Origin of the sequence: Bradyrhizobium sp. 62 (assembly GCF_023073035.1) — a bacterium.
Classification (GTDB): Bacteria; Pseudomonadota; Alphaproteobacteria; order Rhizobiales; family Xanthobacteraceae; genus Bradyrhizobium.
The window spans coordinates 581317-604815 of record NZ_JADPIT010000032.1 but is presented as its reverse complement, the minus strand read 5'-3'; the positions used below and the strand labels follow the sequence as shown (position 1 = coordinate 604815).

At 62.0% G+C, this 23499-nt stretch carries 26 protein-coding genes and 2 pseudogenes; 13 read left to right on the top strand and 15 right to left on the bottom strand.

Going from position 1 to position 23499, the window contains the following annotated elements; genetic code table 11:
- Positions 1 to 51: 51 nt before the first annotated feature.
- Entirely contained in the window at positions 52 to 954 is a 903-nt protein-coding gene (locus IVB47_RS32220; protein ID WP_247467524.1) for an alpha/beta hydrolase, read from the bottom strand.
- Positions 955 to 1384: 430 nt separating this feature from the next.
- On the opposite strand from IVB47_RS32220, the gene IVB47_RS32215 reads away from it, so the two are divergent.
- Positions 1385 to 1528 (top strand): hypothetical protein, encoded by a 144-nt coding sequence (locus tag IVB47_RS32215; protein ID WP_247467522.1) that lies wholly within the window; start codon positions 1385 to 1387, stop codon positions 1526 to 1528.
- Between the two features lie 214 nt (positions 1529 to 1742).
- Here the strand turns inward: IVB47_RS32215 and IVB47_RS35625 are convergent.
- Positions 1743 to 1904 (bottom strand): annotated as a pseudogene (locus tag IVB47_RS35625) (response regulator); the annotation flags it as partial.
- A gap of 352 nt (positions 1905 to 2256) precedes the next feature.
- Between IVB47_RS35625 and IVB47_RS32205 the strand changes: the two are divergent.
- A pseudogene (locus tag IVB47_RS32205) lies at positions 2257 to 2367 on the top strand (IS1595 family transposase); the annotation flags it as partial.
- 167 nt (positions 2368 to 2534) lie between these two features.
- Here IVB47_RS32205 and IVB47_RS32200 read toward each other — a convergent pair.
- The 3 genes from IVB47_RS32200 to IVB47_RS32190 form a co-directional block, all read right to left on the bottom strand.
- Positions 2535 to 3422, bottom strand: a complete 888-nt coding sequence (locus IVB47_RS32200) for a hypothetical protein (RefSeq protein ID WP_247467521.1) — start codon at positions 3420 to 3422, stop codon at positions 2535 to 2537.
- Between the two features lie 146 nt (positions 3423 to 3568).
- Entirely contained in the window at positions 3569 to 3757 is a 189-nt protein-coding gene (locus tag IVB47_RS32195) for a hypothetical protein (RefSeq protein ID WP_027569099.1), read from the bottom strand.
- A gap of 235 nt (positions 3758 to 3992) precedes the next feature.
- Positions 3993 to 5954, bottom strand: coding sequence for a PAS domain-containing sensor histidine kinase (locus IVB47_RS32190; RefSeq protein ID WP_027569098.1), 1962 nt, complete (start codon positions 5952 to 5954; stop codon positions 3993 to 3995).
- Between the two features lie 334 nt (positions 5955 to 6288).
- Here IVB47_RS32190 and IVB47_RS32185 point away from each other — a divergent pair, with 334 nt between their 5' ends.
- Together IVB47_RS32185 and IVB47_RS32180 are read left to right on the top strand one after the other, a co-directional pair.
- A complete protein-coding gene (locus tag IVB47_RS32185) occupies positions 6289 to 7608 on the top strand; it encodes a hypothetical protein (protein ID WP_247467519.1) in 1320 nt (439 codons plus the stop codon).
- A gap of 285 nt (positions 7609 to 7893) precedes the next feature.
- Entirely contained in the window at positions 7894 to 8154 is a 261-nt protein-coding gene (locus IVB47_RS32180; RefSeq protein ID WP_081747940.1) for a DUF1127 domain-containing protein, read from the top strand.
- A 109-nt stretch (positions 8155 to 8263) separates the two neighbouring features.
- Here IVB47_RS32180 and IVB47_RS32175 read toward each other — a convergent pair whose 3' ends face one another.
- Genes IVB47_RS32175 through IVB47_RS32160 form a run of 4 tightly spaced genes read right to left on the bottom strand, consistent with a single transcriptional unit; the run spans position 8264 to position 10640 of the window.
- Positions 8264 to 8764: a heme-binding protein gene (locus IVB47_RS32175; protein ID WP_247468169.1), complete on the bottom strand. Its 501-nt coding sequence runs from the start codon at positions 8762 to 8764 to the stop codon at positions 8264 to 8266.
- Positions 8765 to 8793: 29 nt separating this feature from the next.
- Positions 8794 to 9477 carry a hypothetical protein gene (locus IVB47_RS32170; RefSeq protein WP_247467517.1) on the bottom strand — a complete coding sequence of 228 codons (684 nt, stop codon included), beginning with the start codon at positions 9475 to 9477 and terminating at the stop codon, positions 8794 to 8796.
- 3 nt (positions 9478 to 9480) lie between these two features.
- On the bottom strand, positions 9481 to 10389 hold the full coding sequence (locus IVB47_RS32165; RefSeq protein WP_247467515.1) for a DUF1259 domain-containing protein: 909 nt from the start codon (positions 10387 to 10389) through the stop codon (positions 9481 to 9483).
- Positions 10390 to 10406: 17 nt separating this feature from the next.
- Positions 10407 to 10640 carry a hypothetical protein gene (locus IVB47_RS32160; protein ID WP_027569090.1) on the bottom strand — a complete coding sequence of 78 codons (234 nt, stop codon included), beginning with the start codon at positions 10638 to 10640 and terminating at the stop codon, positions 10407 to 10409.
- A 494-nt stretch (positions 10641 to 11134) separates the two neighbouring features.
- Between IVB47_RS32160 and IVB47_RS32155 the strand changes: the two genes are divergently transcribed.
- Genes IVB47_RS32155 through fetB form a run of 3 tightly spaced genes read left to right on the top strand, consistent with a single transcriptional unit; the run spans position 11135 to position 13566 of the window.
- Positions 11135 to 12169, top strand: a complete 1035-nt coding sequence (locus IVB47_RS32155; RefSeq protein WP_247467512.1) for a Cj0069 family protein — start codon at positions 11135 to 11137, stop codon at positions 12167 to 12169.
- 3 nt (positions 12170 to 12172) lie between these two features.
- A complete protein-coding gene (locus IVB47_RS32150; RefSeq protein ID WP_247467509.1) occupies positions 12173 to 12769 on the top strand; it encodes an ABC transporter ATP-binding protein in 597 nt (198 codons plus the stop codon).
- Complete coding sequence (fetB, locus tag IVB47_RS32145; protein ID WP_247467506.1) at positions 12766 to 13566, top strand: iron export ABC transporter permease subunit FetB; 801 nt, start codon at positions 12766 to 12768, stop codon at positions 13564 to 13566. The genes IVB47_RS32150 and fetB overlap by 4 nt, the downstream gene beginning before the upstream one ends.
- An 11-nt stretch (positions 13567 to 13577) precedes the next feature.
- Here fetB and IVB47_RS32140 read toward each other — a convergent pair whose 3' ends face one another.
- The 3 genes from IVB47_RS32140 to IVB47_RS32130 form a co-directional block, all read right to left on the bottom strand.
- A complete protein-coding gene (locus IVB47_RS32140; protein ID WP_247468167.1) occupies positions 13578 to 14759 on the bottom strand; it encodes an MFS transporter in 1182 nt (393 codons plus the stop codon).
- A 115-nt stretch (positions 14760 to 14874) separates the two neighbouring features.
- A complete protein-coding gene (locus IVB47_RS32135) occupies positions 14875 to 16242 on the bottom strand; it encodes an NAD(P)-binding domain-containing protein (RefSeq protein WP_247467502.1) in 1368 nt (455 codons plus the stop codon).
- A gap of 51 nt (positions 16243 to 16293) precedes the next feature.
- Entirely contained in the window at positions 16294 to 16611 is a 318-nt protein-coding gene (locus IVB47_RS32130; RefSeq protein WP_247467499.1) for a helix-turn-helix domain-containing protein, read from the bottom strand.
- 133 nt (positions 16612 to 16744) lie between these two features.
- Between IVB47_RS32130 and IVB47_RS32125 the strand changes: the two genes are divergently transcribed.
- From IVB47_RS32125 to arsC, 3 genes are read left to right on the top strand one after another with little or no spacing between them, the layout of a single operon-like run.
- Positions 16745 to 17107: a metalloregulator ArsR/SmtB family transcription factor gene (locus IVB47_RS32125; RefSeq protein ID WP_247467495.1), complete on the top strand. Its 363-nt coding sequence runs from the start codon at positions 16745 to 16747 to the stop codon at positions 17105 to 17107.
- Positions 17100 to 17804, top strand: a complete 705-nt coding sequence (locus IVB47_RS32120; RefSeq protein WP_247467491.1) for an MIP/aquaporin family protein — start codon at positions 17100 to 17102, stop codon at positions 17802 to 17804. Before IVB47_RS32125 ends, IVB47_RS32120 begins: the two co-directional genes overlap by 8 nt.
- On the top strand, positions 17801 to 18202 hold the full coding sequence (arsC, locus tag IVB47_RS32115) for an arsenate reductase (glutaredoxin) (RefSeq protein ID WP_247288792.1): 402 nt from the start codon (positions 17801 to 17803) through the stop codon (positions 18200 to 18202). Before IVB47_RS32120 ends, arsC begins: the two co-directional genes overlap by 4 nt.
- Before the next feature lie 27 nt (positions 18203 to 18229).
- Here arsC and IVB47_RS32110 read toward each other — a convergent pair whose 3' ends face one another.
- The 3 genes from IVB47_RS32110 to IVB47_RS35620 all read right to left on the bottom strand — a co-directional run bounded on the left by IVB47_RS32110 (position 18230) and on the right by IVB47_RS35620 (position 21082).
- Positions 18230 to 19207, bottom strand: a complete 978-nt coding sequence (locus IVB47_RS32110; protein ID WP_247288790.1) for a tripartite tricarboxylate transporter substrate binding protein — start codon at positions 19205 to 19207, stop codon at positions 18230 to 18232.
- A 74-nt stretch (positions 19208 to 19281) separates the two neighbouring features.
- Complete coding sequence (locus tag IVB47_RS32105) at positions 19282 to 20187, bottom strand: VOC family protein (RefSeq protein ID WP_247467488.1); 906 nt, start codon at positions 20185 to 20187, stop codon at positions 19282 to 19284.
- 16 nt (positions 20188 to 20203) lie between these two features.
- Positions 20204 to 21082, bottom strand: a complete 879-nt coding sequence (locus tag IVB47_RS35620; RefSeq protein ID WP_247467485.1) for a zinc-dependent alcohol dehydrogenase family protein — start codon at positions 21080 to 21082, stop codon at positions 20204 to 20206.
- A 134-nt stretch (positions 21083 to 21216) separates the two neighbouring features.
- Between IVB47_RS35620 and IVB47_RS32095 the strand changes: the two genes are divergently transcribed.
- The 3 genes from IVB47_RS32095 to IVB47_RS32085 all read left to right on the top strand — a co-directional run bounded on the left by IVB47_RS32095 (position 21217) and on the right by IVB47_RS32085 (position 23479).
- On the top strand, positions 21217 to 21918 hold the full coding sequence (locus IVB47_RS32095; RefSeq protein WP_027569077.1) for an FCD domain-containing protein: 702 nt from the start codon (positions 21217 to 21219) through the stop codon (positions 21916 to 21918).
- A gap of 94 nt (positions 21919 to 22012) precedes the next feature.
- Positions 22013 to 22876: a fumarylacetoacetate hydrolase family protein gene (locus tag IVB47_RS32090; RefSeq protein WP_027569076.1), complete on the top strand. Its 864-nt coding sequence runs from the start codon at positions 22013 to 22015 to the stop codon at positions 22874 to 22876.
- Between the two features lie 9 nt (positions 22877 to 22885).
- The gene (locus IVB47_RS32085) at positions 22886 to 23479 is read left to right on the top strand and encodes an amino acid synthesis family protein (RefSeq protein ID WP_247288779.1); all 594 of its coding nucleotides are present in this window, start codon (positions 22886 to 22888) and stop codon (positions 23477 to 23479) included.
- The last annotated feature ends 20 nt before the right edge of the window (positions 23480 to 23499 follow it).

Here is a 23499-nt window from a genome sequence, read left to right as displayed (position 1 = left end):
ATCGCCCGCCTTCGCGGGCGATGACAGTTGAGTGTGTGGCGAACAGCGGGCCTAAGCCGAGAAGAACTCGCGCAACGCCTTGGCGGTGACATCGGGGTTCTCTTCGGTGAGGAAGTGTCCGGAATCCACCGGCATGCCAGCGACGTTGGTCGCCCATTGCTTCCAGATGTCGAGCGGGGTGGCGGCGGCTTGCGCCACGCCGGCGTTGCCCCACAGCGCCAGCATCGGAATGGTGATCTTCTTGCCGGCCTCGAAATCGGCCTTGTCGAGATCGTAGTCGAAATAGGCGCCGGCGCGATAATCCTCGCACATCGCGTGGACGCGGGCGGGATCGCGGAACGGGGCGATGTAGTGTTCGAGCGCACGCTCGTCGATGGCCTCCAGCGTCTTCGACCTGGTCTGGCTCGCCATCTTGAAGCGCAGGAAGAACTCGCCATTGCTCGAGATCAGTGTTTCCGGCAACGGGGCCGGCTGCGCCAGAAAAGTCCAGTGATAGATCTTCAGCGCGTAGGCGCGGTTCATCCGCTCCCAGTAATTATAGGTCGGCAGGATATCGAGCACGGCGAGACGCGACAGCCGGCCGGGATGATCGAGCGCCAGCCGATACGAGACGCGGCCGCCGCGATCATGGCCGGCGAGCGCGAAGTGCACGTGGCCGAGTTGCTCCATCGCCTCGACCATGGCGTTCGCCATCGCCCGCTTGCTGTAGGGGATGTGCAGCGCGTCGCTCTCGGGCATGTCGGACCAGCCATAGCCGGGCAGATCGGCGATGATCAGCGTGAAGCGGTCGCTCAGCTGCGGCGCCACGCGGTGCCACATCACGTTGGTCTCGGAGAAGCCGTGCAGCAGCAGAAGCGGCGGTCCCTTGCCGCCGACGCGGGCGAAGATTCGGCCGAAGGAGGTGTTGATCCATTCGGAGGCGAAGCCGGGATAGAGGTCGGCGAGATCGGACATCTTCTGCATCCTTATCTGTCAGCGCGGGATCTGTTCGGTCTTGAGAATGCCCCAAAACAAAAAAGTCGAAAAACAACCCCATGCACAGTAGCGGGGGCATTGAAATCATTAGCCATTTTGGTTGCACCAAATAGGCGTTTGCCGGACCGATACATCCCTGCCCGTCGCGCTGTTCGGCTTTGACTCGTCGGGCAAAACACTGGCAGAATGCCATCATCGAAAGTTCACCCGCGCGGAGCAATCCGCTGCGGGTTTTTTCATGCTGGAGCAGCTTGCGCTTAGAATGGCGGGGCTCGTTCGAGATTGTCCCCGCCTGAATTCGGAACGAACATTCGACCCTTGAATCATTCCACGTCGGCTGAGTGTCGGATGTCCAACCGGGTCGCGCTTAAACCAGTTCGCCCGTGAGGCCGCAGCGGAATTGCTGCGCATGGCAAAAACCACAAAGGATCCCACGGTCGCTGCTGGCTTCGTACAGCGTGCCTCAGACCTGAAAGACCGCACCGGCGAGCTTCCTGCCATCGATGTCGAGGCCATGGCCGAAGAGCCGCCCACGCCCTTGGCGAATAACTAAGGCTGCCTCGGTCGGCGAAGGCTTCGTCCACTCCCCTCAGGACTGAGCGGGCGGAGCTCCGGTGTTCAGAAGTTGAGCTACGGCGGTCACGATTTGCGCAGGGTGCAAATGGCTTGGTCAGCAAGATGCTGTTGGGCACGCCGTGGGCGGGCCATTGATCGGCCGCCGCGCCTGTCATGTAAATCACAGAGATGTCCGGATTTAGCTCCCTGGCGCGATGGCCGACTTGCCAGCCATCGAGCTTTCCGAACAAATTTATATCGGTAACGAGTGCGCGATACTTGGTTTGGTTGCCCTGCAGAAGACTAACTGCATCCTCCCCACTGACGGCGACTTCGGCTTCAAAGCCGCCATCCGACAATGCGTCGGCCACCATGTCGCGGATAAGCTGTTCGTCTTCGACGACGAGGATAGTAACTCCCGCCCCTTGCATGCTGGCCCCCCTGCGCACCCCGCTGTGCGATCGGGGAACGAACTCGCGATAAAGAGTTATGTTCCATTTTGAACACAGCGAGCAAGGGTCCCCCGCCCAACGAATGTCAGCTCGACTTCAGGCGTGCAGCTTCTTGCGCAACTTCCCGATCAATTCGCGAAGGCCCGCGACATGCTCGTGGAGGATGCGCCGCCGGGCCTAATCGCCCTCGCGGACTTTTACTTTTGGCTTGGCCGGCGGCTTATCGCGCCTGACATCACACCAGCCGCACGGGAGTATTATACTTCCCGTACCCGACTTTCGCTACAGCAACCGCGTGGCGCTCGGCGTAAACGATACCGACCGTGCAGAACGTGCCTTGAAGGGGGCCGCTGGGAAGCGGCTCACCTATCGAACGACTAACTAGCCAAGGGGCACCATATGGCAAAAGCCGCCGCTCCCCAAAGGGGAAAAAGGCAAAGCCGAAACCAAAGCTAAGTGACAAAGAGCAATCCGAGCTGTTTATGGAAACCGCTCGGGAGCTTGGCGCTGACGAAGCGGGAGATAAATTCGAGGCGGCGCTTAAACGTATCGCTAGGGAGAAAACTTGAGCCCCCACCTGATGGTGTGGTGCTTATGATCTATCTTCTCAGCAACACGCTCCATGAATGCATGGACCTTGGTATAGGCTCGTAAAGACTGATGCTCATCGTATTGTTTACGGACATGCATCACTTGATTTCGATACTCGTCTTTAAACCCACTTAGATCAGCCAAAGCCCCACTGTAGAACGCGAGAGCATCATCCTTAGGCTTACCTGGGCGGACCTTATGAACAATCCTTTTTGCGTAATTATCCAGTTCGGTAATGATCTCCTGCCAAGTCCCCCATTCGAGCGGCTTATTGCGCGGCAACTGGATCTTCCTCTCTTTCGCTAGAGCCCTGAGGCCGTACTCCGCCACGCGCATGCTGTGAAATACAGACGCAATATTGTGGCCGAGGGCGTAGCAATCTATGGCTGCTAGAGCTTCATGCTTAGCTGTCGGGAACGCTTCATTGATGCGCTTCCAACTGGGGTAAAAACCCTGCATCACCCTAAGTTTGTCGGGCGGATAATGATAGAACATGCATTTGCCAAGCTCGCCAGAAAGCGTTTCTCGCAAAACTCGCACCTCAACGATAAAGTCCTCGGGCTTCATTTTGAAACCGAGAGAGGTGCTGAAAAGCATAATCCGATGATGCGTTGCGTCTAAACCTAGCTGCGTTGCGAGTTGGGAAATCTCGTTCAGTAGCGACTTAGCGCGGTCGCGATCCCAATCCGTAATGGCGGGCTCACCAAGGTTCTTTCCGAGGTCGGCAAGAGTTAGCAAGCCTCCGGGCTGCGAAAGTGGCGCCAAGTTCGAGGGCGGGATTGGACGACGCTCCAACATTCCGAGCATCTGGAAAATGTGAAGCGTCTCAATAAGATGAAAATTCATCATGTCCGCAAGACTCACCAGCCCGAAAGGGAGTTGAGCGGCGGGCGCGAATCGACGACCCCCGGCGCTACTCATGGTAGCACCGAGGTATAATATTCCCAGCCGCACGGCCGCAGGCGGCCTGGATCTAGATCGATCTTTTAACTCTCTCAGGGCTGCGGCGGTTCTTCTGGCGGGCTTGGTGGCGGCAGTCCGTATTCCAAGGCGCGCTTTGCCGCCAGCTTTCTGTAAGCCGCCGCCTGGTTCAACAGCTGAGTTTTGAAGGTCGAATCCTGCTCGCCCGCTGCCAATTTCTCCAGACTGACGGCGCGCTCCAGGTATTCGGTCAACAGTTTCATCGCCGCCCCCGGCTTTTCTCGGACCCGTAAAAATCTCACGGCGCGAAAAAAGGTCAAGCGGGGAAAGTCCGGCTACCGATCCACTCCCTCAGGGTGAGCGCAGTACGGGAATCTTGGTGCCCGTTGAGGCACCAGGCAGACAGGGAGGGATGACGGCTAAGGCCCAGAGAGCGGACGGTGCTACAGTGACCGCCGCTGGCCAGCGGTCAGGATACTACCGCTGGTTAGACCTTGGTCATTCAAACTGATCCAGAATCTCTCGCACCTTCAGCGCTAGTTTGGCTTGCGAGATTGGCTTCTCCAGCAGGTTGACGCCTTCATCAAGCCTTCCCTGATGGACCACGGCATTGCGCGAATAGCCGGTCATGTACAGGATCTTCAGTCCAGGTCTGATTTGATGCGCGCGCCTGCCGAGTTCGCGACCATTGATCCCCGGCATGACCACGTCAGTGAGAAGAAGGTCCACCTTCGAGTCGTCTTGCAGGAGAATGGTCAGAGCGGCCTGGGCGCTGCGGGCCGAGAGGACGCGATAGTTGAGCTCCCGCAGGACGTCAGAAATATAGACGCGCAGATCTTCATCGTCCTCGACGACGAGAACGGTCTCGGATAGCTCACCCTCGGCAATTTCCTCGGGTGCGATTTCCTCGCGCGGTGTGCTTCCGGAAAAGCGCGGAAAGTACATCTTGATGGTGGTGCCTTGCCCCACCTCGCTGTAGATTTTTGCGTGGCCTCCGGATTGCTTGACGAAGCCGTAGACCTGGCTCAGGCCAAGCCCGGTGCCGTGGCCCGGCTCCTTTGTCGTAAAGAAGGGCTCAAAGGCGTGACTGAGAACGTCCCGCGACATTCCGCCTCCGGTGTCAGTCACGCAAATAGCGACGTACTGACCAGGCGCCAGTTCAGGATTGAGCCGGCAGTAATCATCGTCGGCGGAGATGTTGGCTGCTTCCAAAGTCAGCTTTCCGCCGTCGGGCATGGCGTCACGAGCGTTGATTGCCAGGTTGACGATGGCTGACTCCAGATGATTCGCGTCGGCTTCGATTTCCCAAAGACCCGCACTTCCGACGGTCTGGACTTCGATGCGCTCTCCGAGCGTGCGCTGAAGGAATTCCTGCAGGCTATTGACGTAGTTGTTTATGTTGATTGGTTTGGGATCGAGCGCTTGTCGGCGCGAAAATGCCAACAAGCGACTGGTCAACGCCGCGGCTCTCTGCGCGCCTCGTTTGGCGTTTGCGAGCGCCCGGTTCAGATTGGCTCCGGGCGCCTTGGCGTGCCGTTCAGCTGTCTCGAGATTGCCAAGGACGATCATGAGCAGATTGTTGAAGTCGTGCGCGATCCCGCCGCTGAGTTGCCCCACCGCCTCCAGCTTTTGGGATGCGGCGAGTTGCTCCTGAACGTGCTTGAGCTCGTCCTCAGCGCGCTTTCGGTCCGTAACGTCGCGCGTGACTTTGGCGAACCCGACGATGTTTCCGGCCTCGTCCGTGATGCGATCGATGATGACCGACGCCCAAAAGCGGGAGCCGTCTTTTCGCAGGCGCCAGCCTTCCGCTTCGAAGCGACCATGCTCCGCCGCCTCTGAAAGCGCACGCTTGGGCACACCGAGTTCTATCTCTTCAGGCGTGTAAAAAGCGCTGAAATGCCGACCGATGATCTCCGGCGGCGCGTAGCCCTTGATCCGCTCTGCTCCGGGATTCCAGGTTGTCACGTTGCCGAGTGGGTCGAGCTGAAAGATCGCGTAATCGACCACGGCCTCGACCAGCTGGCGATAGCGCCGCTCACTATCGAGAAGCTCTTCATGGGCTTCCTGACGTTCGGTAACGTCTCGCGTGACCTTGGCGAAGCCGATCACTTCACCGGCTTGATTGCGGACGGCATCGATGATGACCGATGCCCAGAAACGGCTTCCGTCCTTGCGGACTCTCCATCCTTCGGCGCTGAAGCGGCCTTCTCGTGCTGCGACGCTCAAGGCGCGCTCTGGAAGCCCATTGGCGCGATCATCTGGCGTATAGAAGGATGCGAACGACTTGCCGATGATTTCGTCAGGCGAGTAGCCCTTCAACCGCTGGGCACCGGAGTTCCAGCTGCGGACTGTGCCGTCGAGGTCGATCATGTAGATGGCGTAATCAACGATTGCGTCGATGAGCAGTTGAAGGCGCGCAGTATCGTCGATCCCGTCAAGTTTTGACTGGTGGGCTTGCAAATGGTCGACTCCGGTGTCGGGGGAAACAGTTTAACCGCGAAGTCTTTTTATTGTTCCGTAGTGCTGCTCCGTGCCAGCCTCGGATGGCATGATCTCTGTCGGGGTCTGAAGTCCGTTAAGGGCGGTTATCGGATTCCAGAAAAAGCGCTGGTGGCATGTCTGCTGAGGGCCAACAAGCGGACTTCGCTGAACTGAGCGCCTATCGGTTTCGGTACCGAAAATGGCGATGCCGCCCCGATGTCGCTCCGCAAGGACCACGGTTTACCAACCATTAGGGTGCTGCGGGCCACAACCAAAGGCTGTTCCACCATCTAGCGAAGAGCCTCGACCGCAGGTGAAATCTCAAGCGCTATTTAAGATTCTTGGCGACACTTGCATCTCCGCTGTGATTGCCGCCTTCTCGGCGGCTTGCGTCTGGAGCGCGGCTGTCGCGATGGGCATCGTGCTCATGTTCGCGCCCGGCTTAATGGTTCTTTTTTTCGCTGCATATGCCGCGCCGTTCATTCTTTTGCCCATCTATGGACTTGCGAAACAGCGAATCGGCTTTGTTTTTGGACCGATCATCCTTGCCGGCATCGTCTATGGCGGTTCGTTCTTACTGATAACGGAAGAAAAGGATCTGTTCATAGGTCTCACATCCTACACGGCCGAACCCGAGCGAAAAAACCATAGGCTGCTCGCGGTTGAAGACGACAACAATAATCTTTGCGATAAGGTCTGTATCAAGGTTCTGGCCACATCCAATCACACGGTTGCGCTTCGATCTAACACTCGGGCTCCCCGTAGTTGGATGCTCTATTCCCAAGCTGAGGGCGCTACATGTCTTGGGAAAGATAACGCCAGACTTGCTCTTGAATTTCTTCTATGGGGCTACCCCGGAAAGTGTGCGACGCGACGGGAAGTCGCCGAATTTGAGGACGGTTTACTGTTACGTATAATAACGTCAGACGCGAGATGGCCACGAAAGTCAGATCTTCCGAAGGGGTTCACGGGCGAAACCGACGAATATTTTGAACGCATTGGCGGCAAGGATCGCTTTCTGGCTCGTCATATCAAAGGTGGCCTCTCGAACCGAACGCAATTCCTGCTTCTGTTTGAAAGGCGACCGCCAGCAATCGATGCAGGGCCGCCGATCGACCGGTTGTCTTTTCTCGCAAACGCTATCGGAACTGACATCGAAACTCTCCGAAAACCAGCCGAGCCGTTCCCATTCGACGAAGTGCTGACTGGCGTTGAGAAATACTTCGATCAAAAGGACGCGATTGGCGCAGATGCGCTCGGAACGGCAAGATGGACCTGGTCGCAGATCGCATCCAATGCATCGAGGACGCAACCTCAACTATTGAGAGAGCGCATTCTTCGTTTGCTCAAAAGTCACGAAGCCTTTCGGATCAACATGGGCATCGAAGCCATATACAACTTGCGATTAGATGAGCGCACTTTTCCAGATGATGTGATGCTCGACCTGGTGTTTGCTCCGATAACGGAACCAGCCACGATTTCACTTCTCGAAAAACAGTTGGAGCGACAATTTGCTCGGGGCCGGCTGGCTCCGGCTGGCGACGTGCTCGAACGAGCAAGAAGTCATTTGAACGACCCAAACCTCAAGCCTTGGCAGTCACGCATCCTCGGTCGCATTAGTCAGCTCCAATGAGAAGATGCTACCATGATGGGGCCACCGCTTCTGCGGCGGACAGAGTCGCTCAGCGTAAACACGCAAGTATGCTCCTTCGCAGAGCTGGAGGAGTAGGATACCCCATGACGTAGAGATAACCACCGACCCACAGCAACCTGAGGTCCGCAATGGGTCACTTGCCGAAGTCGGCAGGGTCGCTTGCGCGTCAAGGACGAGCATGATAGCAAGCGCCATCGGGTCAAACACAACCGCCCGACCAGCTTTCGAGCCAAGCGTTGTTTCGCTCCATTATGGAGGTGAAACATGTCTTGCGACAGCACCACTGGCTCAATCTGCACATCCAACGCAGCCTTCGTTCCTTCTCCAAACCCTGGATGGTTCTGGAAACTCACGCTCGCGCTGCTGGACGGCATCACACGGCGCCGCCAGTACGACGAGCTTCTCGAACTGGACGACCGGCTTCTCGCGGACATCGGCTTATCGAGAACAATCGTTGGGGAAGCTCGACGGTCTTATTTCTCAGGTTGGCGTGACAAATCGGATATTGTCGATTCCTGTCGGTGAGCGCCCGACACCTGCGCGTGCGAAGGCGGCGCGTCTGCTTGTCTCTGCGGATCGGACGGCCGCCAAGCTCGCAAAGGTCTGAAGATTTTTCCACCACGATCTTTACGCCTCAGAAGTCCAGCTTGTCTCGTATGGCGTCAATTCCGGCTTTCGCGCAGGCTTCGTCCGCGTCACCGCCCGGCGCACCGGACACGCCGACCGCTCCGACCAGGGAGCCGCCGGCTTCGACGATCAGTCCTCCGGCGATGACGACCGTTCCGGGAAGGTTGCGAATGCCCGCCTGCATCATGCCCGGCTGGCTGATCGCATTCAGCTCGGTCGTGCTGGTCTTGAACGAGGCAGCTGTCCACGCCTTGCCTGCTGCCGTCGAGGGCGTGTGAGGGCCTGCAAAGCGGTCGCGCAACATCACTTGCGTGACGCCGAAGCGATCGACGACCGCAACTGCAACCTGGTATCCACGGGTGCGGCAGTTCGCCAACGCAGCGCGCGCAAGATCGAGCGCCAGTTCCGGACCGAGGGATTTGTAGGCGACCAGACCTTCCTCCGCCCGTACCGGGCAGATGGACGCAATCAGCAGGGCTGTCACAACGGACAGGCATCGAACGTTCATGGCAATCTCCGGCATAGGTGACCAAGCGCCTATTTGATCCCACCATATGTCAGATCATCGAACAGGGTCACGCTATCTGCCTTGGTCCACAGGCCGATCATGCCGGCGTCCGGAATGGTGGCGTCTTCCACCTCGAACAATTGCTTTCCGTCATAGCTCACCTTGAACCGACTTCCTGCGAAGTCGCAGCGCAGCAGGTGCCATTGCCCCAACGGCACCGGCGCGCTGACGCCATAGCCGCCTCTGCGACCCACGATCTCAAGTGATGTTCGGACGCCATTGGCCGTCTTGTACAGCACGACATTGTCCTCCAGCGCATTCGCGCGGACCACGTAGTAATTGTCGGCATCCTTCGCACGCCAGATAACTCCCGCCGCGCGATCCTCGGAGCCGGCGACGGCCTTGAATTTCACCTCGACGAAGCCGTCACGGATGGACGTATCGCGCTTGATGGCGAGGGGAAACGTCGCTCGTCCGGATTGCTTGAGGACGTTCGGCTTGCTTGGCGCTGTCGACTCGGCCTCGACGGTCCATTTTGGCTGTCCCTTGCCGGTCATCGTCAAAGTCCATCCGTCGGGCGAGGTTCCGGCAGCAGCGTTGTCGAAATTCAAGGTCTCGGCCATGGCGTTCCCTCCCACTAACAAAGCCAGCATGGATGCCAGCGCAAGCATGCCCACGAGCTTGTCCAGGTGCTTGTCCACGTACTTGTCCATGCGTCAGCCCTTCGTGCTCGCCGTCTTGTCGAGCGCCGCACGGAGACCCTCTGCAAGTTTGACGGCATCGTCGTTGGCCCAGAAATGCATGAAGAAGAGACGCGGCTGTTCGTCCAGCATGTGGCTGTGCAGCGCGGTCACCTCGATGCCGTGCGTCCGCAGCGCCACGACGACCGGGTTTACCTCGTCGCTGGTCAGCACGAAGTCGCCGGTGATGGCCGCCCTACCCGCGCCCGTCGGCTGGAAATTGATGGCGATCGCGACGCCCATCGCGCCGACGGGCGTCAACAACATGCCGTCTTCCGTGATGGGGTCGCGCCGCTTCACGTTGAACTGGTAGACGCCGCCGTTCGCCTGCCCCTTGACGCCAATGATCTGATCGAGCTTCGCGGTGTCGAGGTCGATGGCGGGCGGCGGGTTCGCCGGCGCCGTGACCGTCAGCGGAGTCTTGCTTTCGGCCAGCGCATCATGGATCGCCGAGGCCAGTTTGACGGGATCGCCGTGTCCGGCGACATGCATGTAGAACGTTGCCGGGCTCGCACGCAGCAGATGATTGTGCACGGCGGTGATCTCGAGCCCGCTCGCGATCATTTTCGCCATCACGGGATTGATCTCGGTCTCGAGCAGCACGAGATCGCCCATGACCATGGCGCCGCCATGCGCAGGCTTGAACGCGATCCAGCCGCCCAGCGCCAGCGCCGGCTTGATCGCAACCCCATCCAACGTCACGGAGAGATCGCTGCGGGGAAAGCCGTAACGGCGGACGTCGTCCGAGACGGCGGGCTTGCGACCCAGGGTCTCGTCCACCTTCTGCCAGTCGGCATCCTGAGCATATGCCGGGATGAAGGGGCCGAAGCGAAATGCAAGAAGACAGACACCAATGCGGACCACGGCCCAAATGATTCTTTTCATCGCGCTACTCCTCACCTTCAGTTTCGCTCTTTGACCTGGCCGCTGCTGTCGACGACCAGCGTCACCGCCTTGCCGTTCTTCACCGCCTTGGCGGTGATGCCTTCGGCCGTCGACTTGATATCGCTGACTTGCGTGTAACCGGCCGCCTGGATCCTGGCGACGAGCTCCTCCTGCGTCAGAGCGTGCGCGCTCGACAGCCCGCCCGCGATCGCAAGCAACAGGATCGTGCGGAAGATTGGTCGTGTTCGCATGATCATTCTCCTGGTTTGTCCTGCCTCAAGTTTTCTTGCCCCAGGTGAAGTCCGTTTCGCGATCTTCCCCTACGCGACACCCACAAGGCGCAAGAGGCCGCGGGCATTAATGTGCACAGCGACGCGACCGGCGCGGACGCCGTGCCGAAAAGTCGAGCCGGTCTGACGGATGAAATCGGGGATGTATGATGACATGCTGCGCCCTTGGTGATCAGGACGCGATGCTTGGGCATGTCGCCTCACGGGGAGATCGCACATCCCCGAGCCCCAAGTAAAAACCCGAGGGCGGCAGCTGTCAACGGGCCCAGGCTTTGGGCGGCGCACCGACGCCGCCGGCGAACGTCACAAAGAGTTCACCGCTCCGCGGAACCCCGCCGGCCACGCCTTGAAACTGGCGGACGGCCCCGCTACTGTCCTTTGCGTGGGGACAAAGCAGACTCCCCGTGAGGCCTCGGTCCAAGCTCTGCGCAGCACGCCATTTGTGGAGCTTGCGCATGGACACCGAACGACACCCTTCTCACCAACATACCGTCGCCATCCTCTCACGCGGAGACGCTGCCGCGCGGCGGGATGCGACGGCGCAAAACAGCCGCTTCGCGCAGCTTTTCGAAGCGCTCGCCGCCGTCGGCATTGAAGCCCTGCCGGCGATCTATGATGAAGGCTTCGCCGAGGGCGTCCGTGAACAATTGCTCGCGGCGGACGGCGTGCTGGTCTGGGTCAACCCCATTCAGGACGGTCGAAATCGCATTGGTCTCGACGCATTGCTGCGGGACGTCGCGGCGCAGGGTGTGTGGGTAAGTGCCCATCCCGATGTCATCCTCAAGATGGGCACCAAGGAGGTTCTGTATCGTACCCGCTCGATGGGCTGGGGAAGCGACACGGCGCTATATGAAACCGCAGCAGCGATGCGCGCCGAGTTACCGATGCGGCTCGCCGCTGGTCCGCGCGTGATCAAGCGCAACCGGGGCAATGGCGGCCAAGGCGTCTGGAAGGTCGAGAGTCTGCCGACCTCCTCCATGATAAAGGTGCTGGACGCGACCAGGGACGCGCCCGAGGAACTGACGCTGGATGATTTTCTCCGTCGTTGCGCCGAGTATTTCGAGAACGGTAGCGTGATCGACCAACCATTCCAGCCTCGCCTGGGCGAGGGCGTCGTACGTTGCTACATGGCCGGCGATCGCTGTGCCGGCTTCGGCCATCACAAGGTCAAAGCCCTGGTTGATTCGCCAGCCGCACGCGCCGAGGCCGGACCACGGCTCTATTCGTCCAACGCAGACCCGCGCTTCCAGCGGCTGCGTCGCTTGATGGAAGACGAGTGGACGCCGCAGCTGACGTCGTTGCTCGATATTCCGCGGCTCGACCTGCCTGCGATTTGGGACGCCGACTTCATGCTTGGCCCGGTCCTTGCCGACGGGACCGACAGCTATGTACTCGGTGAGATCAATGTCAGCTCGGTGCATCCTTATCCGGACGAGGCGCCGGCGGAGATCGCGAGGCGAGTTGCCGATCGGCTCCGGCGCAAGCTTTGAGACATGCTGACGGTCCGCGCGCTCAAGCGCTTGCACATCTCCGTTTCATTCGACTTGCAGGACGGCGAATGCGTCGCCCTGCAAGGGCCCTCGGGCGTAGGGAAGACCCAACTCCGTCGCGCGATCGCGGATCTCGATCCCAACGAAGGAATGGTCAAACTGGACGGAACGCTCAGGGAGGCGATGCCCGCCCCCGCCTGGCGCAAGCGAGTGACCTACCTCGCTGCCGAGCCGGGCTGGTGGACAGACATCGTGCAAGATCACTTCGGCGGCTGGGATGATGCCTTGCCACTGGTCACGAGACTGGGATTGCCCTGCAGTTGCGGTCCCTGGCCGGTCCAGAGACTTTCGACCGGCGAGCGACAACGGCTGGGGCTGGTGCGGGCGCTGATGCTGCGATCGCGGGTTCTTCTCCTGGACGAGCCGACTTCGGCCCTCGATTCGGCATCGACGGCGGCCGTGGAATCCTTGATCGCCGAACGCATTTCGAATGGAACGAGTGTCGTCTGGAGCACTCACGACAACGCCCAGGCCCGCCGCGTCGGGTCGAGGGTCCTTGTGATGAATGCCGAGGGCGGAATTGAGGACAATCGGCCGTGAGTTACATTCACCTGGCATACGGCGACTTGGTTCTGCCCGCGCTCCTTGTCGTCATGGACGGCGCTCTCTCGCTCGCTCTCCGCCTCAAGCTTGAAAAGCAGCTGGCCATCGCCACCGTGCGGATGGTGGTTCAGCTGGTGCTCGTCGGATACGTATTGACGTTCCTGTTTGCCGCGGTCTCGCCGCTCTGGACCGCCCTCGCCGCCGTCGTCATGGTTCTGTTCGCATCACGGGAAATCGTCGCTCGGCAGAAGCGACGCCTACCGGGTATCTGGAGCTATGGCTTAGGAGCGGGATGCATGCTGCTCGCGGCCGGTACCGTTACGATGTTCGCGCTTCTGACGGAGCTACGCCCGGATCCCTGGTATCATCCGCGCTATGCGCTGCCATTGTTGGGCATGATCCTGGGCAACACCATGACAGGAATAAGCCTGGGGCTGGACGTGCTGACGAATACACTGGTGCGCGAACGAGCCGCCATCGAAGCTTGCCTTGCTCTTGGCGGCACCCGGTATCAGGCGTTGCTGCCGGTCCTGCGAGACGCATTGAGAAGCGGCTTCACGCCAATCATGAACAGCATGGCTGCGATCGGCCTTGTCTCTTTGCCGGGGATGATGACCGGTCAAATCCTTGCAGGCGTCGAACCGATTGACGCCGTCAAGTATCAACTCCTGATCATGTTCTTGATCGCCGGCGGCACGGGATTGGGAACGCTCGCCGCCGTGATGGGAGGTGCTCGCCTTCTCACCGATCATCGGCATCGATTGCGCCTCGATCGATTTTCCACCGCCGAGTAGAATTGCGCGACTCACATCGACTGCGCCCGAACAGACTGGCCCTTCCGCGCCCACAGCAGCGCGAATGGACCCAACGCGATTCCGGCCGCGAGGACGCTGAACGCCAAGAGCCAGCCGGTCGCGCTCTGCGGGCCGCCGGCTGCGTCGAGCGCGGCGCCGGTGCCCCAGGCACCGACCGCCGACAGGCCGAAGCCGACCGTCGAATGCAGGGCCAGGGTCGCGCCGCGATGTTCGGACACAGCCGCCGCGGACATGCCGGCGGTCAATGCGCCCGAATCCGCCGGCACGGTCAAACCGTAGGCGAGCAGCAGCAGCGCAAGGACCCATGCCGGCGCTGTCGCATTGAAGCCGATGACCAGCGCGACGCAGGCCGACGCGATCATCACGACCGTGATCGCGCGATGGCGCCCGAATTTCAGCGCCGCCTCGTTGCCGAGGATGCTGGCCGGCATCGAGATCACCGCGAAGCAGAAGCTCAGCACGACGGGACTCAACCACGACGGCGCGCCTTGGTGGCCGACGACGAAGGTCCAGAACCCGACCAGCCAGGTGCGGATACCGTAGAGCTCGAAGCAATGGGCGCCGTAGCCGAAGATGTATCCGAGCGCCTCGCGATTGGCGAAGACGGGCGCGAAGTTCAAGAGACGTCCCGTCTTCGGCGCGGGCCGCTGCGCCTGCATCAGAAGGCACGCGACGACCATTGCGATCGGACCGAAGCCGGTGACAAGGAAAGCGGTCCGCCATCCCCAGCGGTCGGCGATCACTTGCGCGACCAGGAACGAGAGGCCGACGCCGACCGAGAAGCTCGACGTGTATAGCGTGACGGCGCGCGAGGTGTCGCCGGCGGGAAGCCGGTCCGTCAGCGCCTTCAGGCCCGGCATATAGGCGCCGGCAAATCCAAGCCCCGCCAGGGACCAGATCGCGGTCGCGGACCAAAACCCTTGCGCGAAGATTCCGAACGCTGCGGTCGCCAGTCCGCTGACGATCGACCCCCAGAGCAGAACGAGGCGCGCGTCGATCCGGTCGGTCAACGTCGTCAGCACGGGCACGGCGAGCATGTAGCCGAACGCGTAACCGCTCGCCATCAAGCCGCCTTCGGCCGCCGACAGGCCCCACGCCGGCATCAGATGCTGCGCCAGATTCGCGGACAACGTCACATGCGGCAGCAGATTGCCGACCTGGCCGATGCACATCACCGCGATCAGAGACCGCCCGCTCAAATTACGAATGCTGTCCTCCCGCCCCCACGCCGACACGGCGCACCAACCACAAGGGGCAACTCTCCGGCTTCACCTGCAAGACCCAAATTCATGAACAACCGCAGCCGGAAGCGCCGGCCTTCTTCGCCGCTTCGTCGGCGGCGCAACAGGCCGTTGATTCCTGCTTCGCCGGCCCACCGCAACATCCTGATACGGCGCCGGCGGCTTCGACGCCGCCGCGCGTGCAGACGCCGGTCTCCGGCAGCACGAGTTCCACCCTTGCGGCGGCTTTCTTGTCGCCGGCGAGATCGGCCGCAATCGAGCGCACCTGCTCATACCCTGTCATCATGAGAAAGGTCGGCGCGCGGCCATACGACTTCATGCCCGCCATGTAGAAGCCCGGTTCGTCGTGCGAGAGCTCGCGCGCGCCGTGCGGGCGCACCGTGCCGCAGCTGTGCTCGTTGGGATCGATGAGCGGCGCCAGCGCGACCGGCGCCTCGATGGCGGGATCGAGCCGCAGGCGCAATTCGGACAGGAACGAAAAGTCGGGACGAAAGCCGGTCGAGACGATCAGCTCGTCCACGATCAAACTCCGTCCGCCGCAACCCGAGCCGGCCGCGATCTCGAGGCGGCCTTCGGAGTCCGACAGATGCGTGACGCCGAATTCGGTTTCCACCCTGATCTTCCCGAAGGCAACGAGCGCGGCGAAGGCGCTGCCGAGCTCTCCGCGTGCGGCAAGCTTGTCATTCCGGCCGCCGCCAAAGGCCTTGGCGGGATCGGCGCCGCGCAACAGCCAGATCGCTTGCGTCCCCGGCACCTCATCCGCGAGCTGCACGAGATCGATCAGCGTGCCCACCGCGGAGTGGCCGGCGCCGAGCACCGCAACGGTCTTCCCGGCATATCTGGCGCGGCCGGCACCGCGGACATCGGGCATGCCATAGGCGATGTGACCGGCGCATTCACGCTCGCCGATCGCGGGCAGACCATTGCCTCCGGCGGGATTGGGCGAGAACCATGTGCCTGATGTGTCGATCACGGCATCCGCGCGCAGCACTTCAGGACCTCTGCCGTTCTGGTAGCGGATTTCGAACGGCGCCTGCTCACGCCCCTTCGTCTTCGCCTTGTCGAAGCCGACGCGGCTGATGGCCGTGACACGGCTGGATGTCCGGATCACCTCGCGCAACGGCGTTCGCGTCGCAAGCGGCGTCAAATATCGGTCGATCAGCTCGCCGCCGGTCGGATAGGAGCCCGGGTCCGGCGAATTCCATCCCGTCGGCGCGAGCATGCGCGCGGCGGCCTTGTCGATATTGTAGTCCCACGGCGAGAAGAGCTGGACCTGCTGCCACTGGCGAACCGCGTGCCCCGCTTCGGGTCCTGCCTCGAGCACGATGGGTGACATGCCGCGTTCAAGGACATGCGCAGCTGCTGCGAGGCCGACAGGCCCTGCCCCGATGATGGCGACCGTCTTTGCGTTCATTCGACTTCTCCCATAATTCTAGAATCAGCGAAAAATGCTAGCCAAAAAAGTTCACGCCGCGGTTTGCGTCGTCTTGCATCCGACTTCGTCTGCGCAGCACTCCGCCGCCAGGAAATCGACCAGACCCCGCATCGCGTCGAAGTTTGCGTGGCAGATCAGCGTCGTCGATTCCCGGACCTGGCTGACGAGCCCGACCGAGACCAGGGTCTTGATGTGATGCGACAGCGTCGACGCCGGAATCTTCAGCTTGTCCTGCAGGCGGCCAACGGCCATGCCCTTGTGCCCTGCCCGCACCAGGGCACGATAGATCTGAAGCCGGGTCCGGTTACCCAGGGCCTCCAGGCGTGCTGCTGCGTCGTCGATCTTCATGACCGCCAGGATGCGCCTGCGGATGCCAAGTTGTCAAACCATATTTCTAGAATCTTCGAAATATCGGCTCGGCCGCCCAACGGGCAAGAATTCCGGATTGACGCGCTCCAATTAGTTCCATAAGTCTGGATATATGGAAACAGAAGAAGCCGTCCTGGCGCTCGCCGCGCTATCCCAATCGACCCGGCTGGAGGCCTTCCGTGCACTGGTCAGGCACGAGCCTGATGGTCTCGCTGCCGGCGATCTCGCACGGCTGTTGGAGGTCCCTCAAAACACGCTCTCGGCGCATCTGTCGATCTTGACGCGCGCGCGGCTGGTGACCTCCGAGCGGCGCAGCCGCTCGATCGTCTACCGCGCCAACCTCACCGAATTCCGCGACGTCGCGGTCTTCCTGCTGCGCGATTGCTGCGGCGGACGGCCGGAAGTCTGCGAACCTGTCGTCGAAACCCTGCAAGCGTGCTGCAAGCCGAGACGAAAGGAGCGAAGCCGTGCCTGATCAATTCGATCTTCCGCGGCGTCTCGCGGCCGAGGCGCTCGGCACGGGCATTCTGGTTGCCACGGTGGTCGGCTCCGGCATCATGGCGGAGACGCTGACCAGGGATGTCGCGCTTGCGCTTCTCTGCAACACCCTGCCGACCGGCGCCATTCTGGTCGTCCTGGTCACCGTGCTCGGTCCGATCTCCGGCGGACACTTCAATCCGGCAGTGACCCTCGTCTTCACCGGCAAGCGGGAGCTGCCGGTGAACGACGCCGCATTTTACGTCGTCGCGCAGATCGCCGGCGGCATCGCGGGAACGATGGCAGCGCATCTGATGTTCGGACTGCCACTATTCGATTTCTCTGAGAAGATGCGAACCGGAGGACCGCAATGGTTCGCCGAAGCCGTCGCCGCTTTCGGTCTGGTCGCGACGATCCTGGCCGGCATCCGGTTTCAGCGCACTGCGGTCCCCTGGCTGGTCGGTCTCTACATCACCGCGGCCTATTGGTTCACGGCCTCGACCTCGTTCGCCAATCCGGCCGTGGCCATTGCGAGGTCGCTGACCAACACGTTCACGGGCATACGTCCCGCCGACCTGCCCGGATTCATTCTCGCGGAGCTCTGCGGAGCGTTCGCCAGCGTGCTGCTGATGAATTGGCTGCTCGCAGACGCCCGCGCGGCCGACCCCATCCCAATCGCGGAGACCACCCGATGAGCGTCACGATCTACCACAACCCCGCCTGCGGCACATCGCGCAACACGCTGGCGATGATCCGGCAGAGCGGCGTCGAGCCGGACGTGATCGAATATCTGAAGACGCCGCCCTCCCGCGAAAGACTGGTCGAACTCGTCAAGGCCCTCGGCGTCTCCGCTCGCGCGCTGCTGCGCGAGAAAGGCACGCCCTACAAGGAGCTCGGCCTCGATGACCCCAAATGGTCCGACGACGAGCTGATCGACCAGATGCTCGCGCATCCCATCCTGATCAACCGTCCGATCGTGGTGACGCCCAAGGGCACACGCCTGTGCCGTCCCTCGGAAGCGGTGATCGATCTCCTGGACCGTCCCGTCGGCCGCTTCGTGAAGGAGGATGGCGAGGTGGTCGAAGCGCGATAGGCTTACGAGATCCCTGTCCTATTGGGATCAGATCTTCGGGATCTTCGCCCGCTCCACCACGCCGGTCCATTTGCTGATCTCGGTCTCGATCAGGGCCTTCATCTCCTCCGGCGAACTGCCGCGAACCTCGCCGCCGACGGCGGTCTCCAGACGCTGCTTGAGGTCGGGATCCCTGAGTGCGTCGAGCGTCGCCGCATTGAGTGTGGCCATGATGGCGGGCGGCGTTCCCTTCGGGGCCAGCAGGCCGGCCCAGGTGCGCACGTCGTATCCCTTGATACCGGCTTCCTGAACCGTCGGCACATCGGGCAGCAATGCGGTGCGCGTCGGCGAGGTCACCGCCAGGCCGCGGATCGCACCGGCCTGGATCTGCGGGGCGAGCAGGACCGGCGTGCCGACGATCACCGGAACCTCTCCGCCGAGCAGCGCGGTGACGGATTGGGAGTCGCCGCGATAGGGCACGTGCACAATCTCGACGCTGGCGGCTGCGTTCAACAGCTCTCCTGCAAGATGGTGCGTGCTGCCGAAACCGACCGATCCGAAGGAGAGCGCACCCGGCTTCTGCTTTGCCATGGCGACAAGCTCGCCCAGCGATTTTGCCGGATAATCGCTACGCACCGCGATTACGAGCGCGTAATAGACCAGCGTCGAGATCATCTCGAAACTCTCGGCCGGCTGGTAGGCGAGGCTCTTGTAGGTCGCGGCGGAAATCGCGTGAGCGCCGGTGACGAGCCCGATCGTGTAGCCATCGGGCGCCGCTTTCGCGATGGCATCCGCGGCGATGTTGCCGCCGGCGCCGGGCTTGGCCTCGACGATGATCGGCTGGCCGAGCTTCTTCGAGAGCCCGTCGGCGATGATGCGCGACAACGTGTCGGCCGCGCCGCCGGCGGCAAATCCATGCAGCAGCCGGATCGGGCGCGATGGATAATTGTCCGCCGACGCCGAAGTGGCTGCTAAAAAGCCGCCAAACAGAAAAATCGCCGCAGCAAGCCGCTTCATCCTTCGCATGGATGCGTCCTCCCTTTGACTGTTCTATCGTTGGCCGCGACGAGGCGGCGTTCTTCAAGTCGAGTTTGAATCCGCTAGCGGGCGAACTCCGTGCATTCAGGCGATGGCGGCATGCCCCAGACGTCGCGCGGCAGACCGACCCAGACTTTTGGCCGCTGCGGTCGATCGCGATGCCAGGGACGCGGCTCGAAGTAGCCGAGCTCTTCGTCAGTCATGCGGTCGAGATCGAAGAACAGCTCGACCACATGCCCGTCGGGATTGCGGTGGTAGATCGCGGTGTTGTGCCCGGGGCCATGACGAACCGGCCCCCAGAGAACCGGCAGCTTGTGCCGCGCGAGATGATCGCAGGCCTCGTGCATGTGGGCGGCACCACGCAGCTCGAACGCGACATGATGCAGGCCACGGACGGGCGCGCGGGCGAAGTTCAACGTGTGATGCTCGAAGCCGCTGCGCATGAACACGAAGCGATCCTCGATCCAGTCTGAAACCCGCAGGCCCATCATGTTCGCGTAGAACTCCGAGGCGGCGCGCGGATCGGGCGTGCCAAGCGCGACATGGCCGAGCTTGGTGACGGCAAGCGCACCGATCCGCTCCTGCGCAGGCGTCGGCGTCCAGCCCTGGATCAACTCGAAGCGCGTGCCTTCGGGGTCGCTGAACGACAGCGATTTGGAAACGCCAGGCAGGGGATCGCTATGCAGCTCGGGCCGCAGATCGGCCTGCTTCAGCGCGGCGCCCAGCGCCTCAATCTGGACATCAGGAGATATCTCGAAGGCGATGCTCGTCAGCGCCGCGTCGCCGGGTTCGATCACCAGCGAAAGCTGCTCGGAATCGTTGGCAAGGAAGATGCGGTTGCCGTCGCGGCCGACGAGGCCAAGACCGATCACGGCGCGGTAATAGTCGAGCAACCGCTCGGGATCGGGCGAGGCAAAGCTCGCGTGCCGGAGCCGGGTGAAGCGTGCAATGGGTGCTTGTGTCGTCATCGTGCAATCCACCCCCTCATGGCGTCATGATGATCTTGCCGAGCGCCGAGCCTTGCTCGAGCAGCGTGTGGGCCTGCCTGACCTCGTCGAGCTTCAGGACCGCCGAGATCGCCGGCTTGATCGCATTGCGGCTCAGCGCGTCGATCACGTTGCGCATGAGCGCGCGACGCCCGTCGCGATCGTGGTCGTAGATGTGGAAGGAGAAGCAGCGTATCGCCGGGCAGATGTCGAGATGGTCGCGCATCGCCGCCATCAGGTTTTCTTCCGGCAATCCTGCGAAGGCGTTGTACGACAGCAGCGTCCCCCATTTGCCGAGCGCGCCGAGATAGCCGGTGAACTCGGGCCCACAGACGTGATCGAGCACGAGGCCGACGCCCTCGCCATTGGTCAGCTCGCGGGTCCGCGCCACCACGTCTTCGCGGCGGTAGTAGATGACGTGATCGGCGCCGTTGCCGCGCGCGAATGCGGCCTTCTCCTCGTTGGAAACCGTGCCGATGACATTCATCTGCGCGAGCTTGGCGAGCTGCACCAGCGCGGTGCCGACACCACCCGCCGCCCCGATCACCAGCACGCTGGCCGGTGCGCGCGGATGGCGGCACTCGTTCAGCAGCGCGTAGGCCACTTGGTAGTTCGACAGGCACACGGCCGCTTGCATATCGACATCGTCGGGCAGCAGATGAATAGCGTCCGCCGGCGCGACCACATAGTCGGCGTAGCAGCCGCCGCGCTGCGACAGGTCGCGCGCGCTCAGCAGCACCTTCTGGCCGATCGCAAACCCTTCTACGCCGGACCCGAGCGCGGCAATGCGGCCGGCGACGTCGTTGCCGGGATTGGCCGGCAGCGGCGGCATCCATTTGTAGACGCCACGCCGGATCAGCACATCGGGCTGGCCCACCCGGCTGACGCACCAGCACCGCCCTCATGATTTCATCTCCCGCCCATATTTTCGAAAATAATATCGTTTACGAAAATTATTGCAAGATGCTCGTTACCGCGGCATGTTGGGCCATCGATTCAATGACAGAAACCATGTCCGAAAGCGCCATTCGCCCCCGCAAGGAATTCGGCAAGACCGTTGCCGCCGACATCACCCATCGGCTGCGCGAGGAGATCATTGCCTGCGGCCTGGCGCCGGGCGAGCCGCTGCGATTCGACGTCCTGCGCGAACGATTCGGCGTAAGTTTCACGACGCTGCGCGAGGCGCTGACGGCGCTTACCGCCGAAGGCCTGGTCGACGCGCAGGAGCAGCGCGGATTTCGGGTGGCGCCGGTCAGCCGCCAGGACCTGGTGGAAGTCACCGATGCCCGGGTGCTGATCGAGGTGGAATTGATCCGCCGGGCGATCGAGCGGGGCGACGACGATTGGGAAATCGCCGTCATCTCGACGTTGCATAGATTGAAGCGAATCGAGCAGCGCGATCCCGAACATCCGCTGCGCGATCCCGAATGGAAGATCGCCCACCGCCAATTCCACCAGGCACTGGTGTCCGCCTGCGGCTCCGCTACCCTTCTTGCCATTCGCGCCGACCTGTTCGATCGCGCCGAGCGCTATCGGCATCTGTCGGCCAATTTCCGGCCGCGGCCGCGCGACAAGGCCGGCGAGCACCAGGCGATCATGCAGGCCGCCATCTCGCGCAATCCGGATCTCGCGGTTCAGCTGATCGAGACGCATATCCGCACGACGGCCGACAACGTCGCGACCTACGCCGCGCATCTGCTCGATATCGAATAGGCGGCAACGGCTTTTTACGGCCGTGGGCTTGCGCCCCGCCGGATTTTCGAAAATAATATACAAGATCGAAAATGCCAACCTTTGGGGCGTAACCATGAAGCTGCTGTCGTTCTTGGACGGAAATCGGGAAAGCTGGGGCGCCGTTGTCGAAAATGGCGTCGTGGATCTCGGCCGCGCCCTGCCCCAGTACCCTGTTCTCGCGGACTTCCTCGGCAGCGACGACTATGCGCGGCGCGAGGCCATCGTCGCCGGACACAAGCCCACGATGGCGCTGAGCGACGTCAAATATCTGCCGGTGATCCCGCGTCCGGAGAAGATCGTCTGCGCCGTGCGCAATTATCTCGACCACCACAATGAAGCCGTGGCGTTCGGGATGAAGCGCGAGATCACGGAGTTTCCGCCGATCTTCCTCCGGGTCTGGCGCTCCCAGGTCGCGCACAACGCGCCGGTGATCCGGCCGAAGGTCTCGGACAATTTCGACTGGGAGGGCGAGCTGGCTGTCGTCATCGGCAAGGGCGGCCGTCACATCAGCCAGGCCAACGCCTGGGATCACGTGGCGGGCTACTCGATCTACAACGACGTCAGCGTGCGCGACTGGCAGCGTCACGCCCAGCAGATCGCCTCCGGCAAGAACTTCGTCGGCACCGGCCCGTTCGGACCATGGCTGGTGACGCCGGACGAGATCGGCGATCCCACCAAATTGAAGCTCGAGACGCGCGTCAACGGCGCGGTGGTACAATCCTCCGACACCTCGATGCTGATCTTCTCGATCCCGCGGCTGATCGAGTACAGCTCGACCATCTTCGACCTCGTCCCCGGCGACGTCATCGCCACCGGCACGCCGGCTGGCGTCGGCTTCACCCGCAAGCCGCCTGTTTTCCTCAAGCCCGGCGATGTGGTCGAGGTCGAGATCGAGAACATCGGCGTGCTGCGCAATCCCGTCGTCGACGAAGCATAGCGCCTGCGCATGTCGTCTCAAGACGTGTCCCATGACATCCGCAAGACCGCCCTTAGCGTCGAGACCATCTGGCACGAGCGCGGTCCCCGGCTGGAGAAGCCTCTGCTGGTCGGAACGGCCATTGCGGTGATCCGCAATCCCTTCGCGGGCCGCTTCGAACCTGATCTGATGCCGTTTCAGGCATCCTTGCGCGAGCTCGGGCGCGAGCTTGCAACGCGGCTGATCGCGCAGCTCGGCGGTGCCGCGCAGATCGAAGCCTATGGCAAGGGAATCATCGTCGGCGAGGACGGCGAGCTCGAGCACGGCGCGGTCTGGCACGAGGCCGGCGGCCAGGGCATGCGCGAGGTGCTCGGTCAGCCCAAGGCGATCGTTCCAGCGGCGAAGACCATCGGCGGTCCGGGCACGCGGCTCATGGTTCCGCTCGGGCACATCCACGCCGCCTATGTCCGCAGCCATTTCGGCACCGCGGAGATGACGCTGTGGGATTCACCACGGCGCGACGAGATCGCATTCGGGCTCGTGATGGCGACCGGCGGCCGGCCTCACGCGCGCATCGGAGGCCTCGCGGCATCCGCGATCTCCGCGCACGACGGACAGCGCTGACGGCCCGAGCAGCGCACTCA

Excerpts from the sequence above, each read along its gene's own strand:
- IVB47_RS32220 (WP_247467524.1), bottom strand. The coding sequence starts at position 954 with ATGTCCGATCTCGCCGACCTCTATCCCGGCTTCGCCTCCGAATGGATC.
- IVB47_RS32215 (WP_247467522.1), top strand. The coding sequence starts at position 1,385 with ATGGCAAAAACCACAAAGGATCCCACGGTCGCTGCTGGCTTCGTACAG.
- IVB47_RS32200 (WP_247467521.1), bottom strand. The coding sequence starts at position 3,422 with ATGATGAATTTTCATCTTATTGAGACGCTTCACATTTTCCAGATGCTC.
- IVB47_RS32195 (WP_027569099.1), bottom strand. The coding sequence starts at position 3,757 with ATGAAACTGTTGACCGAATACCTGGAGCGCGCCGTCAGTCTGGAGAAA.
- IVB47_RS32180 (WP_081747940.1), top strand. The coding sequence starts at position 7,894 with ATGTCTTGCGACAGCACCACTGGCTCAATCTGCACATCCAACGCAGCC.
- IVB47_RS32175 (WP_247468169.1), bottom strand. The coding sequence starts at position 8,764 with ATGAACGTTCGATGCCTGTCCGTTGTGACAGCCCTGCTGATTGCGTCC.
- IVB47_RS32170 (WP_247467517.1), bottom strand. The coding sequence starts at position 9,477 with ATGGACAAGTACGTGGACAAGCACCTGGACAAGCTCGTGGGCATGCTT.
- IVB47_RS32165 (WP_247467515.1), bottom strand. The coding sequence starts at position 10,389 with ATGAAAAGAATCATTTGGGCCGTGGTCCGCATTGGTGTCTGTCTTCTT.
- IVB47_RS32160 (WP_027569090.1), bottom strand. The coding sequence starts at position 10,640 with ATGCGAACACGACCAATCTTCCGCACGATCCTGTTGCTTGCGATCGCG.
- IVB47_RS32155 (WP_247467512.1), top strand. The coding sequence starts at position 11,135 with ATGGACACCGAACGACACCCTTCTCACCAACATACCGTCGCCATCCTC.
- IVB47_RS32150 (WP_247467509.1), top strand. The coding sequence starts at position 12,173 with ATGCTGACGGTCCGCGCGCTCAAGCGCTTGCACATCTCCGTTTCATTC.
- IVB47_RS32140 (WP_247468167.1), bottom strand. The coding sequence starts at position 14,759 with ATGTGCATCGGCCAGGTCGGCAATCTGCTGCCGCATGTGACGTTGTCC.
- IVB47_RS32135 (WP_247467502.1), bottom strand. The coding sequence starts at position 16,242 with ATGAACGCAAAGACGGTCGCCATCATCGGGGCAGGGCCTGTCGGCCTC.
- IVB47_RS32130 (WP_247467499.1), bottom strand. The coding sequence starts at position 16,611 with ATGAAGATCGACGACGCAGCAGCACGCCTGGAGGCCCTGGGTAACCGG.
- IVB47_RS32125 (WP_247467495.1), top strand. The coding sequence starts at position 16,745 with ATGGAAACAGAAGAAGCCGTCCTGGCGCTCGCCGCGCTATCCCAATCG.
- arsC (WP_247288792.1), top strand. The coding sequence starts at position 17,801 with ATGAGCGTCACGATCTACCACAACCCCGCCTGCGGCACATCGCGCAAC.
- IVB47_RS32110 (WP_247288790.1), bottom strand. The coding sequence starts at position 19,207 with ATGCGAAGGATGAAGCGGCTTGCTGCGGCGATTTTTCTGTTTGGCGGC.
- IVB47_RS32105 (WP_247467488.1), bottom strand. The coding sequence starts at position 20,187 with ATGACGACACAAGCACCCATTGCACGCTTCACCCGGCTCCGGCACGCG.
- IVB47_RS32095 (WP_027569077.1), top strand. The coding sequence starts at position 21,217 with ATGTCCGAAAGCGCCATTCGCCCCCGCAAGGAATTCGGCAAGACCGTT.
- IVB47_RS32090 (WP_027569076.1), top strand. The coding sequence starts at position 22,013 with ATGAAGCTGCTGTCGTTCTTGGACGGAAATCGGGAAAGCTGGGGCGCC.
- IVB47_RS32085 (WP_247288779.1), top strand. The coding sequence starts at position 22,886 with ATGTCGTCTCAAGACGTGTCCCATGACATCCGCAAGACCGCCCTTAGC.